Below are 22,178 nucleotides of genomic sequence, written 5' to 3'. Positions count from 1 at the left end.
AGCGTCACGCGTTCTGGTCGGGGGAAAGGGAGCGGTCGGCCACGAGGGCCGCCTGCAGCGGTGTGACGGACAGCGCGCCGCCGAGCCATTCGGCCGACGCGAGCCGCGCTGCGTAATCGGTCACCGGCGAATCGATCACGAACGCGTCGACGTCGAGCCGCCGGCTCAGAGCATCGAGCGCGCGGTGCACGCGTTCGGGCGTATCGGCCAGCACCGTGGGGCGCAGCTCGTCGATCCGGTAGTCGGACGCGCCGCTTTGCCGCGCGAATTCCGCAGCCGCCTGCGCGCTGGCCAGGTTGAAGCTCTGGCCGCCCGCGAACTGCAGCTTGAAGATCTTCAGCGGCCCGATCAGTTGCTCGGCTTCGTCGCGCGTGGGGGCGGCGACCGCGTACAGCGCGACGAGCGGCTTCTTGCCGCCCGCGCTGCGGTATGCGTCGAGCGAGCGTTCGAGATTCGCGTCGTCGCCGTTGAAATGGCCCGCGTAGCAGAAGCGCCAGCCGTTGCGCGCAGCGAGCGCGCCGCTGCCCGGCGAGCCGCCGAGCAGGATGCGTTCGGGTGGTTGCGGCGGCACCGGCATCGCGACCGCGCCGGCGAGCGGATGATCTTCGGCCACGCCCCAGCCGAGAAACGCATCGAGTTCCGCGAGCTGGCCCGCGAAATCGGGCTTGCGCGCCTTGTCGTGGAACCACTGCAGCGCGCGCGTGGTCAGCGGCAGCCCGCCGGGCGCCTTGCCGATGCCGAGATCGACGCGGCCCGGCGCGAGCGCGGCCAGCAGCTTGAACGACTCGGCGACCTTGAACGGGCTGTAGTGTTGCAGCATGACGCCGCCCGAGCCGATGCGGATGCGCGACGTGTGCGCGAGCAGGTGCGCGACGACGATCTCCGGCGCCGAGCTCGCGAAGCCCGGCGTGCCGTGATGTTCGGCGACCCAGAAGCGTTTGTAGCCGAGCTGTTCGGCGCGTTGCGCGAGCGTCGTGGTGAAGCGCAGCGCATCGGCGGCGCTCGCGCCGTCGGCGATCGGACTCTTGTCCAGCAACGAAAGCGAATAAGACATGGTGAGCGGCGTTCCTGCGTGAGCGTGGATGGACGGTTGCGGGCGCGCGGCGCTCAGCTCTTCGGCAGCCCCGGTGGATTCGTGCGCGACTGGTCGATCGCTTCGGACGCGAGGTTCCAGCGGTCGAGCACCTGCCGGTAGCGGCCGTTCTTGATCAGCCCGTTCAGCACGACGGTCAGCGGCTCGGCGAGCCCGCTGCCGCGGCGCGTGGCGATCGCGATGTCGGCCGTGCGCGGCCACCCGCCGCTGATCGCGCCGACGAGCCGCGTCTTGCCTTGCTGCGCGCTTTGATACGCGAGCACCGAGTTCACGCTGAACACCGCGTCCGCCCGGCCCGACTGCACGGCGACGATGCGCATCGCCTGGTCGTCGTAGTACTGGATCTGCACGGGTTTCAGCCCGTGCGCGACGTTCTCGCGGTCCCAGGCGAGCAGGATCTTTTCCTGGTTGGTGCCGGCATCGGTCACGATGCGCAGCCCGGCGACGTCTTTCGGCTCGCGAATCGCCTGGATCTTGCTGTCGTTGCGCACGTAGAAGCCGACCTGATCCTTGCGATAGGTCGAGAAATCGAACTTCTGCTTGCGCTCCTCGGTGACGGTCACGTTCGAGATCACCGCGTCGACTTTCCCCGATTCGAGCGCCAGCGGCCAGTCGGCCCACGCGAGCGCGACGATCTTCAGCTTGCGGCCGAGGCTGTCGGCCACGAGCTGGCCGACGTCGGCGTCGAAGCCGATCACCGTGCGAGCGTCGGTCGCATACGAGCTGATCGGCGGCAGGCTCGGCGCGATGCCGATCGTCAGCGTGCCGGGGTCGGCGAACTTGAACGACGCAGGCACCGCGCGCTCGACTGCCGCATCGGCGGCGCCACGCGGGCGGCCGCGCTGCTCGGGGCTCAGGTCGAACGTCGCGGCGGACGCGGCCGTTACGGCGGCGAAGGCGCTCAGGCCGATCAGCGCGGTGGCCAGCGTGCGCACGGCACGGGATGAAAGCGGTACGGCTCGATGCATGAAAACGTCCTGTCGTGGAAGCGTGGAGAGCGTGGAAATCAGAATGGGCGACGTGAAACGCGGGACGCCGTGCACTCAGCGCGGCAGCACCGGTTCGGGCACGGGCGCCCACAGGTCGGCCAGCGTCGACGTGCGCGACGGATCGAGAAGGTCCTTGCCGAAGCGCAGGTGGAAATACGCTTCGGGATCGATCGACGAATCGAATAGCCGCGTATAGCCGGTGCGGTCGTACAGCGCCCATGCTTCGGGCTGGCGAAAGCCGGTCGTCAGGTAGAGGCGGCGATAGCCCTGCTGCACGGCGCGCAGTTCGAGCGCTTCGACGATGCGCCGCGCGAGACCCTGGCGGCGCAGGTCGGTGCGTGTCCAGATGCGTTTCAGTTCGGCGGTCTGCGCGTCGTAGCGCTTGAATGCGCCGCCGCCGATCGTTTCGCCGTCGCGCAGCAACAGCACGAATGCGCCGTCGGGCGGCGCGAACAGTTCGGCCGGGTAGCGCGCGAGCTCGTCGCGGGCCGACGCGCGGCTGTCGGGGCGGTACGCGTCGTAACGGGTCGAATACTCGTCGATCAGCGCGTCGATCAGCGGCTGCGCGCGGACGTCGAGCGGCGTCGTGTCGATGATGCGGTCGTTCGTGGCCATGGGCATCGCGAATGGCGTGCGATGCGGACGTTCCTGGCAGGGGGCGGGCACGCGGCCCGTCCGGTTCGTTCCGTTATCGCGACGCAGTTGTCGTGATGGCGGCGGCTGTCGTGCGAGGCATCCGGCGCGCCGCCGCCGTTTTGAACACGTTAGCGGCGCGGCCGGCAAAGGCGAACGAAGCAATTTCGATAAGGATTTCGCGGGAGGTGGAAGAAGGCTTGCAGCGGGAGTGGGGTGGGGGCGAACGGGCGTGGTGGGGAGCCACGTCCGTCTGCGGAGCGGGCGACGTAGATGACCGCCGCGGATCGGTAGAGGGGCGAGCGCCCGGCGCGACCCGCCGCCACGGTGGCGACGGTCCGCCTCTCATTCGTCGCGTCGGCGCGAAGCCCCGCCGTCGCGGGGCGACGATACTCGACGACGACGGCGTTCAGGCTGCAGCCGGCTGAGGAATCGAGTCCTGCTGATCGCCACCCAGGATATCGACGAGGCTCGTCAGCATCCGCGCCAGTTCACCCGTCATCAGCGTGACATCCGAGTCGAAGCGCTCATCGTCGTTCTGCGCGGTTGGATCCGCCGCCTCCTTGATCACGTCGAGCGGCGTGACACGCTTGATCGTCAGCGACGGTGTCAGCACGAACGAGATCCGGTCATCCCAGGTCATCGCGAGACGCATGCATTGCTTGCCGGCTTCGATGTGCCGGCGCATGTCGTTCGCTTCCAGCGCGTGGCCGACGTACCGCACCGTGGCGCCGCCTTCGCCGCTCGAGCGCAACTCTGCGTCCTGGTCCACGGTGAATCCGCCCGGCGCCTCGCCGGACAACAGCCAGTCCGTCATCGCGGCGACCGGCGAACGCGCCACCTGAACGCCCGCGAGCGGCAACCCGTCGATCGATTTGACGAGCAGGCTGCGAACGTCGTCGGCGAGCGCCTGTGCTGCGGCATCGATGACGAGCCAGCCGTTCGCCGTGTCGATCCACACGCGGGTATCGCGGCGAATGCTGAACGCGCGCGGCAGCAGTTCGTCGGTCACCTGTTCCTTGAGTTCGCGCAGTTGTTTCCGGCCCACCTTGAAGCCCTGCTGCTCTTCGACTTCGAGCGCGCGCGCCTTGGTCACCTGATTGACGACCGATGCCGGGAGCAGCTTCTTTTCGGAGCGAAACACCAGCAGCATCTGCCGGTTGATCGAATACACGAGCGCGCCGTCGTCACGCGGCGACGCCCATCCGACGCGCTGCATTTCGACGCTGCTGCCCGGCTGGAACGCGTGAGGCGCCAGCCATTTTTCCATCTGGTCGGGGGTAACGGCCCAGGGTGCCGGAAGACGATGAAGCTGAAGGTTCTTGAACCACATAGGCGTACGGGCAAAGCGCGTCATTCTATATGACGGGGAGGGTCGGTGGCCGGAAGCGGCCACCGGGTTAGCCGATGACAGCGCCCGGCTCGTACTCGGACGCGGTCATTGGACGGGATACCAGCAAGCTCAAAGGCCGGTGCGCCCGTCGGCGTGATCAACAGAGTCAGGGGCTACGCGTCTCGCTCTTTGCGTTTCAACCTCCGCCAGAATTCGCTGGCCTACCGCGCCGCAAAAGCGCAGAGAGGTCGAGCAACCTTGAATACGTAACGTGACCGTGCGTGAAAGGAATACTTCTTTTTGTGACGCGTTTATGGCGTCCCAAGGTATGCAGATCGCGGGAAGTCGCAAGTTCAGGGGAAAGCCGGGTCGTAGCCATAAGTGTTGAGGATAGAGTTCAACGGCCACGGCAAATCTTGTCCATTTTGATCGGCACGAAACCCAACGATAGGAGCCGTTGGAGACTTGCCTTCCGTCCGGGGCATTCCGGCTTGCCACGTACGGCTCAAGCTCCTTCCAGCCGGACAGCCAGCGCATAGCCTCGATCCCGGAACCATAGAAAACGATCGCGACGATGATGAATCGGACGATATCGAGCATATTCCGTGGAGTTAGGGTGCACGCTCTATGAATCGCTGCATCAGGCCAAAGACTCGCTCGGGCGAGGGGGCATCTTTCTGACCGGGAATTCCCGGCCCCCACGCGACCGTTCGCTTTGCGGATCAAGGATACCAAAAGCTTGACGGCGCCGAAGGCCCCTAACCGATCGGCATTCGGCATCAGAGCGGTTCCGGGCTGTCACCGGCGAGAAAGACAATCGACGGTTGCTTCAAGATTGACGACAATGGAAACCATTCCAACAAGAGGGAAAAAAACAATGATGACTTCCGGCGATGGCCTGACCAGCCCTGCGCGGCTCCTGCGACTCGCTTCATGGGTGATCGCGATCATCTTCGCCGTCTTTCTGAACATGCTCGGCAGTCTCGTGATTCGCGACATGGCGTTCGCTCCGAGCGGCGGTCCGCCGGTCGTCGAGCAATTCGCCGATGCGCCGACAAAAGCGCGGCTGGATGCGGCGCGGCGCCAGTTGCTGGCGCAGCGCGACGCGCTTGCCGAGAAAGTCGACACGATGGAAGTGGCGCGCGGCCGCGCCGCGAAGGAATACGCGGCCGAGAAGGAAAGTTTCCGCAACTGGCTGGCCACCCGCGCGGTGACGGGAGGCGGTGCGAGGGACCCGGACATTCTGGCGAGAACGCGCAAGCTCGATACGCTCCAGGCCGTGGTGGTCAACTGGCAGCATCAGATCGATGCGATCGGCGACCAGCAACGGGCATTGGCATCGCAGCAAACCCAAGTCGACACGCAAATCGCCGAAGCGAACGCAGCAGCCGAACGGCGCTTCGACGAAGCCACACGGCACTACGAGATGCAGGTGTTCGGGCTGCGGCTGGCACTGACGCTACCGATCCTGCTGGTTGCGATCTGGCTGTTCATCCGCTACCGCAAGGCGCGCTACTGGCCTTTCGTGTACGGTTTCGGCCTGTTTGCGCTGAGTGCGTTTTTCATTGAACTGGTCCCGTACTTGCCGAATTTCGGCGGCTATGTCCGGGTCCTGGTCGGCATCGTGCTCACGGTGTTCGCCGGTCTTTACATGATGAAGGCGTTTCAGCGCTATGCCGAACGCAAACGGCTCGAATTGCAGCAGGATCAGGGCGAACGCGCGCGCACGATCGGATACGAAAAAGCCGTCCGGTCACTCGAGAAAAAGCGCTGCCCGTCATGCGACAAACAATGGAATCTCGGCGGCGACGATTCCACTTTCTGCGTGCATTGTGGATTGAAGCTTTTCAACGTATGCGAATGCGGCGGCCGGAATTTCTTCTTCTTCCCGCATTGCCATCAATGCGGCGTCGCGCAGGGAAACGAGTCGCCGGTGTCGTCCGACTGACGGTCAGCGCGTACGCACCGGCGTCGGCGTACGACGGTCGCGAACGCGCCAGTCGGATTCGTCACTCGATGACACGCGGCGGGGTCGACAATTCCGCCAACTGAAACAGGCAATCTCCCCGCCGCACCTGCGCGGGCACACGCTTGCACACCACCTCGCCATCGCCGTTGAACCGGTGCAGCACCGGTTCGCGCAATGGCGTATCGGGAAAATGCACCCACGCGGCCGGCTGCCCGGCCTTCACCTGGTCGCCGAGTTCGACGAGCGGTTCATACAGCCCCCGCTCGTACGCATAGACGAAATGGCGATCGCCGTCGACGCGCATGAAGCGCGTGACGGTCGGCGGCGCGTCGGGCACGAGCGCGCCATGCAGCAGCCCGATGTAGCCGAGGTAATGCAGCAGCCCGTGCCGGCCGAGCCGGATCAGCGACGGGTCGGCCATGCCGGCGCCGCCGAGTTCGGTGACGATCGAGATCGCGCCTTGCCGGCGCGCGGCCGACGCCGAATGCACGGGATTCGGCGCGTGCAGCAGCGCATTCTGCAACCCGAACGCGACCAGCAGCCCGTTGAGCTTCGCGGCTTCGTCGGCGTCGAGCGGATCGATCGCGAGCATGTTGCCGCCCTGGTACAGCAGCGAACTGCCGCCCGAATGCAGGTCGACCAGGTACTGTGCGCGCGACAGCAGCGCGTGCTCGATGTAGTGGGCGATCATCTGCGTCGGCGTGCCGGTCGGGTCGCCGGGAAAGCTGCGGTTCAGGTTGCCTTCGTCGAGCGGCGACACGCGCTGGCCCGCGTCCGCCGCCGGGAAATTCGCCATCGGCAGCAGGATCAACTGCCCGCTGATCATGTCGGGCTCGATCTCGCGCATCAGTTGCGACACGATGATCTGGCCTTCGTACTCGTCGCCGTGGTTGCCGGCCATGACGAGCGCGACCGGGCCGTCGCCGTTGCGGATCGACGCGATCGGGATCGGCAGCCAGCCGTATGCGGAGCGGTGCACGGAGTGCGGCAGCCGCAGGTAACCCGCGTGCTTGCCTTGCGCGTCGAGATCGATTTCGCAGTGAATGGGATTTCGGGGTGAGGAGGAAGTCATGGCAGCATCGTTCGATGAACGGAATCTGCCATCTTATAGAGGAAACGAGCGCTGCGCGCCGCGCCGGGCGCGTTCCGTGCCGAACGCTTGCACGCGTCGATCGAAATACGGTTCCCATCCCCGTTCGATCCCATTCACGCATGCACGGACGCGCGGCGAGCGATTGCGCGGATGGGCCACGACGAGCGATGCGGGGCGCCGCATTCGATGGTTCGTGGCGCCGACCCGTCGCATGATTTGGAGGCGCGCATCGGTCGCGATCACGCGACAAGCGACATTCCGCGAGCCGCTCGCCCGGCGCCGCGGCCAGGGCCCGTCGGGAGCCGACCGGGCAGGGCATTCAAGCCGGTCCCGACTCGCTTCGCCGCCCGGGTCATCCCGAATAGGATAAAAAATTGCATATTGAACATGCAGTTTTGATCAACTAAGTTCTCCAAGGCCGATGCCAAAAACGGCCAGCGGATCGACCCGACGCGCCTTTCAATATGATCGCGCGTTGCATATAAGGCGGCGCTCCCGCCAGACGAGCGACGACAGCGCCCGGTCGAAACGCCGACATACAAAACGGATCGCACACGATCCCCCAACGGAGACACCACTGATGAGCAGCGTTATCGAGCCAGGCGCCCCCGCGGGCGCCGCGCCTTTCTTTTCCAAGGAAGCCACCATCGCGCAACCGGGGTTTTCGCGCTGGATGGTGCCGCCCGCGGCACTGGCCGTACATTTGTGTATCGGCCAGGCCTACGCGTTCTCGGTATTCAACGGCCCGCTCACGAAAGTGATCGGCGTCACCGAATCCGCGCCCGGTGACTGGTCGCTGACGACGCTTGGCTGGATCTTCTCGCTCGCGATCTTCTTCCTCGGCTTGTCGGCGGCCTTTGCCGGCAAGTGGCTCGAACGGGTCGGCCCGCGTCGCACCATGTTCACGGCGGCATGCTGCTTCGGCGGCGGCTTCCTGATTTCCGCACTCGGCGTGAAGACGCACCAGATCGTGCTGCTGTACATCGGTTACGGCGTGGTCGGCGGCATCGGATTGGGGCTCGGCTACGTGTCGCCGGTGTCGACGCTGATCCGCTGGTTCCCCGATCGCCGCGGGATGGCGACCGGGATGGCGATCATGGGCTTCGGCGGCGGCGCGATGATCGCCGCGCCGCTGTCCGTCGCGCTGATGAATCACTTCAAGAGCGCGACGAGTGTCGGCGTCGCCGAGACGTTCATCGTGCTCGGCATCGCATACTTCATCTCGATGTCGATCGGCTCGCTCGCGATCCGGGTGCCGCCTGCCGGGTGGAAGCCGGCCGGCTGGACGCCGCCCGCGGTGACGAAGAACAAGATGATCACGTCGAATCACGTGCACATCGACGAAGCGCTGAAGACGCCGCAGTTCTATCTGATCTGGCTCGTGCTGTTCCTCAACGTGACCGCCGGGATCGGCATCATCGGGCAGGCATCGGTGATGATTCAGGAAAGTTTCAAGGGGGCGGTGAGCGCGGCGGCCGCGGCCGGCTTCGTCGGGCTGCTGTCGTTGTTCAACATGGGCGGGCGCTTCGTGTGGGCATCGGCGTCGGACTGGGTGGGACGCAAGAACACGTATTTCATTTTCTTCGCGTTCGGTGCGGTGCTGTATTTCTGCGTGCCGCTGTTTGCGGCGTCGGGGCAGATCGCGTTGTTCGTGCTGACGTTCTGCCTGATTCTGTCGATGTACGGCGGCGGGTTCTCGACAGTGCCGGCGTATCTCGCGGACATGTTCGGCACCGCGTATGTCGGCGGAATTCATGGGCGGCTGCTGACGGCGTGGGCCGCGGCGGGTATCGCGGGGCCGGTTCTCGTGAACTACATCCGTGCGTATGAAGTCGCGCACGGCGTCGTGAAGGCCGACGCGTACACGATGACGGTTCACATCATGGCGGCGCTGCTCGTGATCGGTTTCGTCTGCAACCTGTTCGTCAAGCACGTGAACGAGCGCCATCACATGACCGATGCGCAACTCGAAGCCGGCAAATAAATTCAGGAGACGCTGGAAATGAATCAAACCGTGACTGCCGTTCGTCCGACCAACAAGGCGGTGCTGGCCGTGTTCTGGCTGTATGTGCTGGTGCCGCTGGCTTGGGGCGTCGTGAATACGTTGACGACGGCGATGAAGTTGTTCGGCTGAAGGGGCGCGCGCGTGGCTGCTTGATGTGGGGGCGGCGTCGGGCATCGACATGCCGTGCGCGCTTTGGCGATCGCATCGTGATTCGCTGGCGATCGGTGTAGTGTCGCCAACCCCGATCGCTACTGCCCGCGTTCTTGTTGATCGACGAGGATGCCTCGCCAGACCGAGGCGGATGTTGCAGCGATGAACGCATGCCGGCGCATCGGCCGGCAGCATCCACGCGTGGAATATCGCGTCGATCCCTTGTCGCGACAGGGGCGACGCGTACAACCGGCTTACCGGCCGGATGTTTCAGCTTCGAGACGTCCTTCTTCCCACAGGGCCCAGAAACGGCTGCCGGCGCGATAGGGATTTGCTCGCCGCGCGGCGTGATCGGCGACGCCCTGGCGATACGCGCCGTACAGCGTGAGCGGCGGATTGTCGACGCATGCGGCTTCGTACGCGGCCGGCATCCGACGGTCGGACACGAGCCGGCGAATCAGCGACGCGCCGTCGATCACAGCCTGTTCGTCGATGATTTCGGTTCGTGCGATGACGTCGACGGTATTCATGTTGGGGCTCCCTGAAACGTTCTTTCCCCATCAAGGAGCAATAAGAGTGCCAGCCGCGAAATACCGCCCTCTGCCGCGATCGTGCGGGCTTCTGCAGCCATCTTTGGGCGTGCCGGACGGCGATGTTACGGAACACGTCACGTGACACGCGAACGCGCGGCGCCACGTGCGAACCGGCAAAACGTTTCGGAATTGAATCGTCGGGAGGATGCGGCGGACGCGGTGACGGGCCGGTAACGGGATACGCGCTGCGGTGCGCGCGTCGCCGCCTCAGTTTGCGGTAACCGGCGCCACGCGGCGGCTGCCGCTCGAATAGAAACAGTAGATGCCCTTGCCGGCCGACTTCGCGTCGTACAGCGCGCTGTCTGCCTGCCGGATCAACTCGTCGGGCGAGCCGTGCCCGTCGTCGAGTGCGATGCCGATGCTGATGCCGATGCAGACGGTCTGGCCGATCGACAGCGTGTACGGCGCCGAAATCTGCCGGATGATGCGCGCGGCGAGAATCGAGCACGCATGCATCGTCGTGTCGTCGATCGCGACGATGAATTCGTCGCCACCGATGCGTGCGGCGAGTTCGCCCGGCGGCAGCGTCTTGCCGAGCCGCCTGGCGACCTGCGTGAGCACTTCGTCGCCGGCCTGGTGGCCGAAGCGGTCGTTGATCGACTTGAAGCCGTCGAGGTCGAGATACATGACCGCGAACGCGGGGCTCGGCAGCCGCGGCCGGCGCGCGAGCATCCGCTTGAGCTGCGCATGCAGTTCGTGGCGATTCGGCAAGTCCGTCAGCGCGTCGTGCCGCGCGAGGTGCCGGATGTGTTGTTCGGTCTGGCGGCGCGCGGTGACATCCTCGACGATGATCACCGCGTTGCCGTCCGGTACGCGGTGACGCGTCAGTTCGAGCTGGCGGCCGTCGGCGAGCGTGATGTCGAGCGACCCGGGTTCGTCTCGGTTCAGCCAGTTGTCGCACTGCACGGCGAGGCCGGCGCCGCCGGGATCGATCACGGCATTGGCGCCGAGCGCGGCGACGACGGCCGGCAGCGGCGTGTCGAGCATGATCTCGCGCGGCGAGCCGAACAGTTGCGCGGTGCGCCGGTTCGCGACGATCACGCGGCTCTCGTCGTCGATCATGCACAGGCCGTGCGGCATGTAGGTGAGGGCGGCGTCGAAGCGGGCGACGAGTTCGGCGTTGCGCTGGCGCGTGGCGATCAGCGCGACGAGCACGCGGTAGTGGCGCTGCACGACCGTGCGCATCGCCGCGAGATAGATCGCCAGCGGCGGCAACAGCAGCCACGCGCCCGGCCGATGGGCCAGCAGCGCGCCGACGCCGATCGGCAGCACGCCGAGCGCGACCTGCGTCATCGCGAGCCGCGGCAGCGCCGAATTGCGCGACGCGATCCCGCCGAACACGCCGCCCGCGACCATTACCGACAGCGTGCCGAGCTCGACGTCGGCGGCTTGCACGCAGCCCATCACGCCGAGGCCGAGCACGAAGCACGCGACGAGCGACACGGGCGCATAGCGCCTCGCCCAATATTCGGTACGGTCGTCGCCGGCGTCGCGTCGAACCGCGTAGGCCCGCGCGATCGAGAGCCGCGTGGCGAGCAGGGCGATGTCGACGATCAGCCATACGAGGCACCAGAGCTGCTGCAGCCGCATCAGCGCGACGGCCGCGACGAAGCCGCTCGCGAGCCCGGACATCGCCATCGGGCGCACGTCCTCGAACAGCGTCACGAGCATCGACGGACGCAGCGCGGCCGTCACGCGGTGATTGCCGGAGGGGGGAGTGGCGAGAACGGAGTTCAGGAGAGATGTCCTGACTGCCATGGTCGTTGACCTCGACACGATGTCGCGATGGCTGGCGGCATCCGCACGGCACGTGGCGGGCGCCCGGCCGAGCCGGATGCGCACGACATTACCATGAAAAACCGGCGTCGCGGGCCGCCCGGCAGCACCGCGCACCGCCTCGCGCGGTAGTCGTAAACCACGGCTGCGGGAGGCTTGCGGATTCGTCGGCGCGAAGGCAGCATCGTTGCGAACGGAACGATGTGCGGCGGCCGATCGCAGACCGCGAAGCCGGCGCGGCGGCCGCCAGCCGCACGCAAACGAACAACGAATCGCCCCCGCGACCACCCGCCGCAGCCCGGCTGAGTCCCGTTATAAGAATTTCGATAAGTATTTCATGCGGGAAATACTATAGGCGATATATCAAAAACAATGCCAGAATGCGCGCCGCTCCGAACGCCGCGACACCCGATCGCCGTCCGAGCCGCCTCAGGAGGTTCCCCCAATGAAAAACCACGGCCTGTCACGGCGGGGTTTTCTGAAAGCCAGCGTGCTGGCGGGCGTCGCGGTGTATGTCGCGCCCATCGGCAGCCGCGCGTTCGCGGCGCTCTTCGAAGAAAAACTCCTCACTCCCGTCAAATGGGATAGCGTCACCGGCATCCCTCAATTCCGCATCGACGGTATCGCGAAGGTCACGGGCTCGAAAGTATTCGCCCGCGACGTGCGCGCCGCCGACATGCCGCACTGGCCGCAGCAGCAGTCGCACGCGATGATCCTGCGCGTCACGCAGGCCGATCGTACATACGAAGGCTTCGACCTGTCGCTGCTCGGCGACGAGCTGAAGCCGGACCGCGTGGTCACGGCCGACGATCTCGCGCGCGACGGCGTCGCGTTCCCGGCGTTCTACGGCGACGACATGCTGTTGCCGGCCGGCAAGACGCCCGCGTATCTCGGCCATGCGGTCGCGATCCTGATCTATCACGACTTCGCGCGCTTCCGCTTCGCGAAGAATGCGCTGAAGTTCCGCGACGACGTGATCCGCTACGGCACGGTCACGGGCCCGCTCGAGCGCGATCCGTGGGGCACCTTCCGTTACGTGCGTGTGGGCGGCAAGACCGCCTATGACGACGACGTCTATTCGAGCCTGAAGGACGCGCCGATCTTCCCGAGCATGATGCGCAAGCACCTGCCGGTCTGGCCGGACGGCAAGGAGCACGGCAAGCTCGACGAGCAGGGCATGTTCCTCGCCGGGCAGATCGCCGGCGAGCTCGATCATCCGTCGGCCGACTGGCTCGTGTTCGACCGCGAATACAACACGCAGTCGGTCGATACGGCCGCGCTCGAACCCGACAACGCGAACTGCTGGTACGACGCCGCGACGCAAGCGCTGCACCTCGTCGTGCCGACCCAGTCGCCGCTCGAAGTGTCGGAGAACGCCGCCGCGATGGTCGCGAAATGCCGCTTCCCGGTGAAGAAGCTGTTCGTGCATCCGTGCTACACGGTCGGCTACGGCTCGAAGGATCACTGCAACGTGCCGTTCTACGGTCTCGTCTGCGCGCTGTACGCGGACGGCCGCCCGGTGCGTTTCGCGAACGACCGCTACGAACAGTTCCAGACGTCGCTGAAGCGTCACGCGTTCAAGATGCATTACCGCATTGCGGTCGACCGCAATACGGGCCTGCTGCAGTCGTTCAAGGGCGACTTCGAGGCGAACGGTGGCGGGCGCTCGAACTTCTCGCCGTCGGTCGCGATGGTCGGCGCCACCGCCGCGCAATCGATCTACTACTTCCCGAAGAGCGACCTCGCGGCGGTCGCGATCGCGTCGCGCGCGATCGACGCCGGCTCCGCACGCGGCTACGGCACGCTGCAGAGCATGGCTGCGACCGAGATGGCGATCGACGAGATCGCCGCGCAACTGAACATCGATCCGATCGACTTCCGTCTGCGCAACGCGCTGCGTTCGGGGATGAAGAACACGCAGGGCGCGATTCCCGCCGGCGCGCTGCGCGTCGACGAAGTGCTGGAGCGTGCGAAGCAGCATCCGCTGTGGACGCGCCGCGCCGCGCGCAAGGCCGAATTCGAGGCCGCGCATCCGGGCAAGCGCTACGGCGTCGGCTTCGCGTGCGTGCAGAAGGATTTCGGCACGGGCGCGGAAGCATCGTTCGCGAAGGTCGAATTCGACGTGCACGGCAAGGTGTCGCTGCAACACACGGCCGCGGAGATCGGCACGGGGATGTCGACGTCGCAGGCCGTCGCGGTCGCGAAATGGCTCGGCCGCCCGGCGACCGACGTCCGCGTGGCCCTGACCGAATGGCCGGACCTGCCGGTCGAGACGAGCGGCGATCCGTACCTGATGTCGCAGGCCGAGCAGGACCGCCTGAGCGCGAACCCGCGCTGGTCGCCGGGCTATGCGTCGCCGTCGAGCGCGACGAATTCGGCGTACTACTTCACGCACAGCACGCGCGAGGCCGCGCGCGCGGTGTTCCGCTACGGGCTGTGGCCGGCCGCGATGTCGATCTGGACGCGTGGCTTGGGCGGCGGCCAGGCCGCGCCGTACACGATTCGTATCGAAGATGCGCGCTGGGTCGACGGCAAGCTGACCGCCGACGGCCTAGAGCCGCTGACGTTCGAGCAGCTCGCGAAGCAGGCGCATGCGCTCGGCCTGCCGACCGGCGCCGTCGTGCACGTGTTCAACCGCTGGCAGTGGACCGACGCCGAGTTCGACGTGGGCGGCACGGTCGAGCGTCTGCCGATCGACGGGCTGTCGCTGCGTGTCGGCGCGCCGAAGACCGGGGCCGACGACGGCCCGGTGCCGGGCACCGCCGCACCGTCGGGCGCGACCGCGCTGCGCGGCACGCTGCCGCCGACCGCGAACGGCTATCGCGTGCTCGATCGCAAGCGCGTGTTCATCCCGCCGACGAGCCGCAACAACGCGGCCGTCACGTACTACACGGCGGTCGGCACGCTCGTCGAGCTGGCCGTGCACGAAGCGACCGGCAAGGTCGAACTGCTCACGCACCACTCGATCATGGAATGCGGCAACCAGATTTCGCCGCAGCTCGTGTCGGGCCAGTTGCAGGGCGGTCTCGCGATGGGCATCGGCCATGCGCTGCATGAATACCTGCCGCTCTACGAGGACGGCCCCGGCAACGGCACGTGGAACTTCAACTGTTATCAGTTGCCGCGCGCGTCCGACGTCGCCGTCTGGACGCAGACGGACGACGTGCTGCCACCGCTGTCCGAAACCGATCCGCCGAAGGGTGTCGCCGAAGTGGTGATGATCCCTGTCGTCGGCGCGATCGTGAACGGCATCGCGCACGCGATCGGCCATCGTTTCACCGACTTGCCGGTGACCCCGCAAAAGATTCAGGAGGTGCTCGCATGACGACCGCCCAAACCGCGGCTTCGGCCGCGAGCGCCGGCGCGGCTGCGACCGGCGCCGCCGCACCGACCGCGGCTTCCGTCGCACCGGCGTCCGCGCCTGCCGCGCCGGCATCGGCATCGGCTGCCGTGGAGCGTCCGCTCGTCCGGTTCCAGCAGAAGCCGCTGTCGGTCAGGATCAACGGCAAGTCCGTCGGCCCGATGCAGGTGCCCGAAGAGCTGATGATGATCGAGTTCCTGCACGAGTACGCCGGCCTCACCGGTTCGCGGCTCGGCTGCGGGCAGGGCATCTGCCACGCGTGCGTCGTGATCGTCGACAAGCCGGACGGCACGAGCGAGGAGATGCGCACCTGCATTACCGGCGCGCACTTCTTCCACGGCCGTTCGATCCGCACGATCGAAGGCCATGCGAAGCGCAACGAAGCCGGGGAAGTGGTCGAGCTGTCGCCGATCCAGCAGAAGTTCCTCGAGCACTTCAGCTTCCAGTGCGGCTACTGCACGCCGGGTTTCGTCAACGCGGCGACCGTGCTGATCGAACGCCTGAAGCGCGAGCCGATCGCGAAGGCCGACGTGGAGCGCACAATCACCGATGCGCTCGACGCGCATCTTTGTCGCTGCACGGGCTATGTCCGCTACTACGAAGCCGTCAAGGACGTGGTGCTGACGACGCCGGGACTCGTGAAGGACGCCGCATGAAACGCACATTCGCTCATCGTGTCGCACGGGCCGCGAGCCTGCCCGCGCTCGCGGCGGCCTGCGCGCTGCTGCTCGCCGCCTGCGGCGGCCACGACGCGCCGGCGTCGAGCGCGGCGTCCGGCGCACCCGGCGCCGACCAGATCGCGCGCGGGCGCTATCTCGTCAAGGCCGCCGACTGCGCGGCGTGCCACACCGCGAAGGACGGCGCGCCGTTCGCCGGCGGCGCGGCGCTCGAATCGCCGTTCGGCACGTTCTACGGCTCGAACATCACGCCCGACAAGGATCACGGGATCGGCAACTGGAGCGCTGACGACTTCTACGCCGCGCTGCACGACGGCAAGGCGCCGGGCAAGCGCCTGTACCCGTCGATGCCGTACACGTCGTACCGGCAGCTCACGCGTGCCGACACCGACGCGATGTACGCGTACCTGATGACGGTCAAGCCGGTCGCGCAGGAAAACCGTGCGCATGAACTCAAGTTCCCGTACAACCTGCGCTTCGGCATGGTCTTTTGGGACATGGTGTTCCTGAAGGACAGCCTGCCGGATGCGTCGGCCGGGCAATCCGCCGACTGGCAGCGCGGCCGCTATCTCGCTGGTGCGCTCGGCCACTGCGCGGAATGTCACACGCCGCGCGCGTTCACCGGGCAACTCGACGGTGCGAAGCCGTTCGCGGGGGCGGCGCTCGGCCGTGTGGCCGCGCCCGACATCACGCCGGCCGGTCTGGCCGCGCGCGGCTGGACGGGTACCGACCTGCAGACGTTCTTCGGCGTCGGCATCGCACCGCAAGGCTCGGCGTTCGGCGAGATGTATCCGGTCGTGCACCTGAGCACGCAGTACCTGACGAAGGAGGACCTGCGCGCGCTGTCGGTGTACCTGCTCGGCGATACGCCGCCCGCGCCGCAACCGGTGAAGCCGGTGTCGGCCGACGCCGCTCAGCTGGCCGCCGGCCGCTCGGTGTATCTCGCGGTCTGTGCCGGCTGTCACGGTTTCAACGGCGAAGGCAAGCCGCACGTGGCGGTGCCGATGAACGGCAACTCGACGGTGCGCCAGGGCGATCCGCGCAACCTGCTGGTCGCGATGCTCGACGGCATCGACGAACAGAAGTTCGCCGGCTTCGAAAACCTGCAGCCGATGCCGGGCTTCGCGCGCACGCTTAGCGACGACGAACTCGCGCAGCTCGCGAACTACCTGCGCGCGACGTGGGGCGGCCAGCCCGCGAGCGTCACGCCGGCCGACGTGAAGGCGATGCGCTGAGTCGTGCCCGGGGGCAGGGCGTCGCGGGCGAGGCAGCCGGTTTCCGGCGCTCGCGCGCGATGCGTCGCCCGGTTTTTCGTGCAGCGGCGCGCCAGGTCAGTAGCCTCCGCCCCCTCCGCCACCGCCTCCGCTGCCGCCCGAGCCGCCATACCGGCTCATGCCCGGGCCTTGCGACACGCCGCTGCCCGACGACGTACAGCCCGCCGACAGCACGAGCACCAGCGCCGCGATCAGTGCCGCAGCCAACGTTGCCGATTTCATTGCAATCTCCTTGCAGCGCGCAGGCGACAGGAAAGGCGGTTCGCGTGAACCGCGCGTCTGCGCGATGAAAAGACGTTTCGGCGGCGCAGTTATTCCATGCTTTTTACGTATCGCCGCGGCGGCGGCGCCTGGATCAACGATAGACGAGATCGGCGCGGCGGTTCTGCGCCCACGCTTCCTCGTCGTGGCCGAGCGCGACCGGCTTCTCCTTGCCGAGGCTGACCGCCTCCAGTTGCGTGGCCTGCACGCCAAGCGTTTCGAGCGCACTCATCACGGCCTGCGAGCGGCGCTGGCCGAGCGCGACGTTGTATTCGGACGTGCCGCGCTCGTCGGTGTTGCCCTGGATCAGCACGTGCCGCGCCGGATGGCTGCGCAGGTAGTCGGCGTGCGCCTGTAGCAGCGACTGGAATTCGGGCTTCACCGAGTACTGGTCGAAATCGAAGTAGATGCTGCGCTTGGCGAGCGGGCTGTTCGGGTTGTTCAGATCGTCGGCCGTCACCGTCGCGACGGTTTCGCTCGAGGGCTGCGGCGCCGCGCCGGCATTCTCGGGCGTTTTCGCCGCGTTGTGACAACCGGCAAGCAGTACGAAAGTTGCCAGGACCGCAATTCGGTTCATTTTGCTCATCGTTCGTCTCCAGCGGTTGACTGCATTGAAAGCGTGGCGCGTGCCATCCGCACGCAGCTGTCCGGCCGCCATGGCGCGAAAGGTCCGGCTCCGTTGCCGTGATGCGGGCTCGTAAGCCGATGGTGCGCCAGATGAAAGAATGTTGCGACCGGAACGCCGGATCGCGGCGTCGCTGCAAATAGATTAGGAAAAATGTCACAACGTGCCCAGTTTCTCCGCATTTTTTGCGCAAACGCGACAGTCGGGAGGCATTCTTGCTATCGCCAGCGGGGTGCGGTATGTGCCGCACGCCACAGCGGACAAGGCCGCGCATGGGGCACGGCCGCGTGAGGCCGCGGCGCACGCGGCTCGTCAGAACTTGTGCCGCAGCCCCAGCGCGACGACGGCCTGGTTGCCGTTCGCGGAAGGCGTCAAGGTCCAGACGGTCGCGTTGAATGCCGGATTGCCGTTGCCGCCGCTCACGCTCTGGTACGTGCCTTCGAGATAGGCATCCGTGCGCTTCGACAGCGCATAGTCGACCTGCGCGACGACCTGGTTCCATTTCGGGCGCGTCTGGCCCGTGCGGGTGTCGAAGCGGCCCATCGTGTACGTGTACGCGGCGGCGACGCTCAGCGCACGCGTGACGAAGTAGTGTCCGTCGATCGTGAAGTTGTCGAAAACCAGCGATTCGCCCTTCAGCGGCACGATGTTGCCGCCCTGAAGCACGCCCGTCACGCCGTCGGTGGTCGAATGCGACCACGCGGCGCCGACCGAGTGCGGCCCGAATGCATAACGCCCGGCCATCGCCCAGATCTGCTGGTTGCCGCCCGTGATCGTCGCCGAACCGTCGACCGTGCTGAGCGCGCCGTCCGGGTTCGGCGCGTTGCGGTCGCGGCTGATTTTCAGGTAGCCGGCGCCGAGCTTCAACGGCCCGTTCGCATACGACACGCCCGTGCTCCACACCGCGTTGTTGGAGAACTGGCCGGCCGTGTTCGAGAACCCGACCATCGCGCCGAACCTCAGCCCGCGAACCATCGGGCTCGTGTACTTCACCGCGTGGTTGATGCGCAGATTGCGGTTCGAATCGTCGTTGTCGTACGGGTGAACCGCGAGGTTGCCGCCCCAGCCGGGGCCGGACGCGCCAAGCGGCGTTACGAAATCGAGGATCAGGTCGTACTGGCGGCCGAACGACAGCGTGCCGGCCGTCTGAGAACTCACGCCGATCCACGCCTGGCGGCCGAACAGGTCGACGCCTTTCTGCGACAGCTTGCCGGTGGTGCCCGAGAAACCGTTTTCGAGCGCGAAGACCGCGGCCGTTCCGCCGCCCAGATCCTCGCGGCCACGCAGCCCCCAGCGCGATGCGTTCAGCGCGCCGCTCGTCATCGCGACGCCGCCGCTGCCGGGCGAGCCGGCACCGCGCGTGCGCTGGTTGGTCGAGTAGGTGATCGACGTGTCGATCAGGCCGTACAGCGTCACGCTGCTCTGAGCAAGCGCGACGTCCGGCACGAAGCCGGTCAGACAGGCGGCAATGACGGTCCCCGCGACGCGTGCGCCGGCATGCTGGTTCGATTGGCAGGAATGCATAGGTGTTTGTTGTTGTTGGACCGGCCTGGCGGCCGATGGATCGAGCGGCCATTATTGGAGATCGGGCGGCGGTCGATTAAGGCGCTGCGCAGGAAAGGTCCTCTGCGGAATCGCTCGGAATCGAGATGCGGCGACTGCGGGGAAGCGGTCGGGGAGGGAGGCGTGCGTGGCGGTGCGTGGGATTCGGCGCGTCAGCGCGCGAGGGTGGGCCGAGCGCCTAGCGACGGGCGATCGGCAGCGCCGCATCGGCGCCGCCGCTTCGATAGGCAATGCGAACGGCGTTTGCCCTCGCTTCGAGCGCTTCGGGTGAAAACCAGGGCCTCAACCGCACGACGACGCGCGGCAACTCGGCCAGTTGTTTGCGCAACTGCACGATCGACCGGCAGCAACGGCAGGCCGACGATTGCGCATTGGCTGCCGATGCAGCTTCGGCAAGCTCGGCGGTCCATTCGACGCCGCGGTGGCGCCTAGCCTCGTCGAGGTGCGGCAGATAACGCGCGTTGCCCGACAACGCGATCAGCAGCGCGGCCCAGTGCGCGCCGCGCCAGCCATGCCGCATGTCACGTGTCAGGTCGGCCAGCAGCGCGTCGTCCAGCGCGGACAGGCTTTGCTGGCATAGATAGTGGAAGTCGAGGGGCTGGTAGCGGACATGCGGGTAGTCGCGCAGCACCTGCCGGAGTTCGACGCCGGTATCGACGGCGACGGCGAGAAACCGTTCGGCCGGCGCGGGGCGGTTCAACTGCAGCGTCGGAATACCGAGGAAAAGCCGGCTGATGTCGTCGGGGTGGTAGTGCATCGCGGATGTCGGAGTGATCGCTCGGGGTATGCCGTCCGAATTGCTTACTGATCGCCGGACAGCAGCGCCGTGTAACGCCGTTGCATTTCGTCGGGTTCGACCGCTTCGATCGTATGCCCGATCAGCCAATCGTAACCGAACGGATCGCGGATCCGGCCCGAACGCTCGCCGTAGAACTGGTCCTGGAGCGCACGCGTCACGCGCGCGCCGGCCGCGACGGCGGCGGCGATCGTCGCATCGGCGCCGTCGACATGAAGATGGAGCGCCATCGGCGCGTTGCCGTCCGGGTCAAGGGCGAAGAGATCGTATTCCGGGAACTCGTCCGAGATCATCAGCGTGCTGGCGAGAATGACCTCAACGCATACCGGTTTGCTGAAGCATTTCGTTGAGTTCGATGCGGTTGCAACGGCGTGGGCGGTCGGGTTCCGTGTTGAACCGGAGCGATTGGCGGAGGCGCTGATCTCGCCGCGTCAAAGCGATGCACCGCCGCACATGACGATCTGTTGCCCGGTGATCGCGCCTGCGGCAGGGCTCAGCAAAAAGCCCGTCAACGCGGCGACTTCCTCGGCCGTGATGAATCGCCCGATCGGTGGACGCTTCGGGGGTGTTGCCGCGCGCGCCGGATCGCGCAGGAACGGCGTGTCCGTCGCGCCGGGCGCGACGACGTTGACGGTGATGCCGTCGGGTGCGAGTTCCGCGGCCCACGACCGCGCGAGACCCACCAGCGCGGACTTGGTCGCCGCATACTGGCTGCGCGTGGCCGCGCCGTTGGCGGTACGGCTGCCCAGCAACACGATGCGGCCGCCGGCCGCCATCCGCGGCGCCAGACGATCGGCGAGGAAGATGGCGGACTCGACGTGCAGGCGCCACATCGCCGTGCCGTCCTCGTGCGATAGCTGGCCGAGCGGTGCGGTGCGCATGAAGCCGGCCGCATGCACGAGTGCGTCGACCGCGCCCAGTTCATCGCATACGGGCCCGAGCGCAGCGAAATCGGTGACGTCGACCGACACGATTTTCAGCGCATCGCGAGTCGCGGCGACGTGCGACCGGCACAGTCCCGTGACGCGCCAGCCGTCGGCGAGCAGCCGATCGACGATGGCGCGGCCGATTCCCGACGACGCGCCCGTGACGACGGCATGGCGCAAACCCGAACCCGAGTGCTCCAATCGACCCACGCTCGCTCCTACTAGGTTGGATCCTGCGATGAACCACCGGATGCCGACGTGGCCTTCGTACCGACGACATGAACCGTAGCCCGCGTTTGCGCATGGAACGGTTCGAGCTGCTCGTGGAGAGCCGCATCGTCCGTCACGAGCGTCCAGTCGCGCTCCAGTGGCGACCAGTGCTGCTGGCTAGCGCGCCCGAGCTTGTCCGCGGTCACGAGCACGAAAACCTCGGCGGCCTGTCGCATCACGCACTCCTTCAGATACGACTGCTCGCTGCTTGCCTCGCACAAGCCGAGTTCGGCGACCACGCCATCGGCACCGAGGAACGCCTTGTCGACGCTCAGGCGGCTCAGCGCGATCTGCGCGAGCGGCCCGAGCGTGCTCATACTGGACGACCGGACGTCGCCGCCGATCACCGTCACGGGAACGCCGGACGACGCGAGGGCACTCACGATCAACAGGTTGTTGGTGACGACGTGAACCTCGGTCCGGCCGGCAAGTACCCGTGCCAGCGCCGCCGTCGTGGTGCCACCGTCCAGGAACACGGTGTCGCCGTCCTCGACGAACGCGCTCGCCGCGTGCGCAATCGCCTCCTTTTGTTCCTGCGAACTGACGCGCCGCTCCTCGAGCGAGAGTTCCGGCTCGTGGCCGCCGACCGCGGCGGCACCACCGTACGTGCGAAGAATGCGCCGGTCGCTCGCCAGCGCACGCAGATCCCGTCGAACCGTCGCTTCCGACATTCCGAAGTGCTCGCACAACGTCGCAACGTCCGTCATGCCCCCGAGCACGGCCTGCAGCATCGCCTCCCGGCGCCTGGTCACTTTCATGTGCGTGATGTCCTGGTCTGATCGAATGGGCGC

20 protein-coding genes are annotated in these 22,178 nt (G+C 66.7%); 6 read left to right on the top strand and 14 right to left on the bottom strand.

All coding sequences use genetic code 11. The features are described 5' to 3' along the window. Positions 1-4: 4 nt before the first annotated feature. The 4 genes from CFB46_RS26450 to CFB46_RS26435 form a co-directional block, all read right to left on the bottom strand. Positions 5-1,054: an LLM class flavin-dependent oxidoreductase gene (locus CFB46_RS26450; RefSeq protein ID WP_089501792.1), complete on the bottom strand. Its 1,050-nt coding sequence runs from the start codon at positions 1,052-1,054 to the stop codon at positions 5-7. Between the two features lie 53 nt (positions 1,055-1,107). Then, the gene (locus CFB46_RS26445; RefSeq protein ID WP_089501791.1) at positions 1,108-2,061 is read right to left on the bottom strand and encodes an ABC transporter substrate-binding protein; all 954 of its coding nucleotides are present in this window, start codon (positions 2,059-2,061) and stop codon (positions 1,108-1,110) included. A 75-nt stretch (positions 2,062-2,136) separates the two neighbouring features. Beyond that, complete coding sequence (locus tag CFB46_RS26440) at positions 2,137-2,697, bottom strand: GNAT family N-acetyltransferase (RefSeq protein WP_089501790.1); 561 nt, start codon at positions 2,695-2,697, stop codon at positions 2,137-2,139. Positions 2,698-3,124: 427 nt separating this feature from the next. Further along, positions 3,125-4,048, bottom strand: coding sequence for a recombination-associated protein RdgC (locus CFB46_RS26435; RefSeq protein ID WP_089501789.1), 924 nt, complete (start codon positions 4,046-4,048; stop codon positions 3,125-3,127). 880 nt (positions 4,049-4,928) lie between these two features. Here CFB46_RS26435 and CFB46_RS26430 point away from each other — a divergent pair. Then, positions 4,929-5,996, top strand: a complete 1,068-nt coding sequence (locus CFB46_RS26430; RefSeq protein WP_373558212.1) for a hypothetical protein — start codon at positions 4,929-4,931, stop codon at positions 5,994-5,996. A 61-nt stretch (positions 5,997-6,057) separates the two neighbouring features. Here CFB46_RS26430 and CFB46_RS26425 read toward each other — a convergent pair whose 3' ends face one another. Next, the gene (locus CFB46_RS26425) at positions 6,058-7,089 is read right to left on the bottom strand and encodes a succinylglutamate desuccinylase/aspartoacylase family protein (RefSeq protein ID WP_027780714.1); all 1,032 of its coding nucleotides are present in this window, start codon (positions 7,087-7,089) and stop codon (positions 6,058-6,060) included. Positions 7,090-7,690: 601 nt separating this feature from the next. On the opposite strand from CFB46_RS26425, the gene CFB46_RS26415 reads away from it, so the two are divergent. Together CFB46_RS26415 and CFB46_RS26410 are read left to right on the top strand one after the other, a co-directional pair. Beyond that, entirely contained in the window at positions 7,691-9,094 is a 1,404-nt protein-coding gene (locus CFB46_RS26415) for an L-lactate MFS transporter (protein WP_027780713.1), read from the top strand. Positions 9,095-9,112: 18 nt separating this feature from the next. Next, the gene (locus tag CFB46_RS26410) at positions 9,113-9,244 is read left to right on the top strand and encodes an MFS transporter small subunit (protein WP_027780712.1); all 132 of its coding nucleotides are present in this window, start codon (positions 9,113-9,115) and stop codon (positions 9,242-9,244) included. Positions 9,245-9,519: 275 nt separating this feature from the next. On the opposite strand, the gene CFB46_RS26405 is transcribed toward CFB46_RS26410, so the two are convergent. Next, positions 9,520-9,795, bottom strand: coding sequence for a hypothetical protein (locus CFB46_RS26405; protein WP_027780711.1), 276 nt, complete (start codon positions 9,793-9,795; stop codon positions 9,520-9,522). Positions 9,796-10,065: 270 nt separating this feature from the next. After that, positions 10,066-11,616, bottom strand: a complete 1,551-nt coding sequence (locus CFB46_RS26400; protein WP_089501788.1) for a sensor domain-containing diguanylate cyclase — start codon at positions 11,614-11,616, stop codon at positions 10,066-10,068. 463 nt (positions 11,617-12,079) lie between these two features. On the opposite strand from CFB46_RS26400, the gene CFB46_RS26390 reads away from it, so the two are divergent. Genes CFB46_RS26390 through CFB46_RS26380 form a run of 3 tightly spaced genes read left to right on the top strand, consistent with a single transcriptional unit; the run spans position 12,080 to position 16,907 of the window. After that, positions 12,080-14,959 carry a xanthine dehydrogenase family protein molybdopterin-binding subunit gene (locus CFB46_RS26390; RefSeq protein WP_089501787.1) on the top strand — a complete coding sequence of 960 codons (2,880 nt, stop codon included), beginning with the start codon at positions 12,080-12,082 and terminating at the stop codon, positions 14,957-14,959. Further along, positions 14,956-15,651, top strand: a complete 696-nt coding sequence (locus CFB46_RS26385) for a (2Fe-2S)-binding protein (protein WP_089501786.1) — start codon at positions 14,956-14,958, stop codon at positions 15,649-15,651. Before CFB46_RS26390 ends, CFB46_RS26385 begins: the two co-directional genes overlap by 4 nt. Continuing rightward, entirely contained in the window at positions 15,648-16,907 is a 1,260-nt protein-coding gene (locus CFB46_RS26380; RefSeq protein WP_089501785.1) for a cytochrome c, read from the top strand. Before CFB46_RS26385 ends, CFB46_RS26380 begins: the two co-directional genes overlap by 4 nt. Before the next feature lie 96 nt (positions 16,908-17,003). Here the strand turns inward: CFB46_RS26380 and CFB46_RS36075 are convergent, their stop codons facing one another. The 7 genes from CFB46_RS36075 to CFB46_RS26345 all read right to left on the bottom strand — a co-directional run bounded on the left by CFB46_RS36075 (position 17,004) and on the right by CFB46_RS26345 (position 22,145). After that, entirely contained in the window at positions 17,004-17,168 is a 165-nt protein-coding gene (locus CFB46_RS36075) for a hypothetical protein (RefSeq protein WP_174386611.1), read from the bottom strand. 133 nt (positions 17,169-17,301) lie between these two features. After that, positions 17,302-17,793: a peptidoglycan-associated lipoprotein Pal gene (gene pal / locus CFB46_RS26375; protein ID WP_089501784.1), complete on the bottom strand. Its 492-nt coding sequence runs from the start codon at positions 17,791-17,793 to the stop codon at positions 17,302-17,304. A 351-nt stretch (positions 17,794-18,144) separates the two neighbouring features. Then, positions 18,145-19,356, bottom strand: coding sequence for a porin (locus tag CFB46_RS26365; RefSeq protein WP_089501783.1), 1,212 nt, complete (start codon positions 19,354-19,356; stop codon positions 18,145-18,147). A 217-nt stretch (positions 19,357-19,573) separates the two neighbouring features. Further along, positions 19,574-20,152, bottom strand: a complete 579-nt coding sequence (locus CFB46_RS26360) for a hypothetical protein (protein WP_089501782.1) — start codon at positions 20,150-20,152, stop codon at positions 19,574-19,576. 44 nt (positions 20,153-20,196) lie between these two features. Continuing rightward, complete coding sequence (locus CFB46_RS26355; protein ID WP_227789658.1) at positions 20,197-20,484, bottom strand: VOC family protein; 288 nt, start codon at positions 20,482-20,484, stop codon at positions 20,197-20,199. A gap of 138 nt (positions 20,485-20,622) precedes the next feature. Next, positions 20,623-21,327, bottom strand: coding sequence for an SDR family NAD(P)-dependent oxidoreductase (locus tag CFB46_RS26350; protein WP_089501781.1), 705 nt, complete (start codon positions 21,325-21,327; stop codon positions 20,623-20,625). A gap of 11 nt (positions 21,328-21,338) precedes the next feature. Further along, entirely contained in the window at positions 21,339-22,145 is an 807-nt protein-coding gene (locus CFB46_RS26345; RefSeq protein ID WP_089501780.1) for a DeoR/GlpR family DNA-binding transcription regulator, read from the bottom strand. Between the last annotated feature and the right edge of the window lie 33 nt (positions 22,146-22,178).

This window comes from Burkholderia sp. HI2761 (genome assembly GCF_002223355.1).
GTDB lineage: Bacteria > Pseudomonadota > Gammaproteobacteria > Burkholderiales > Burkholderiaceae > Burkholderia.
The sequence above is the reverse complement of the archived record's forward strand: the minus strand, read 5'-3'. Positions and strand labels throughout refer to the sequence as shown.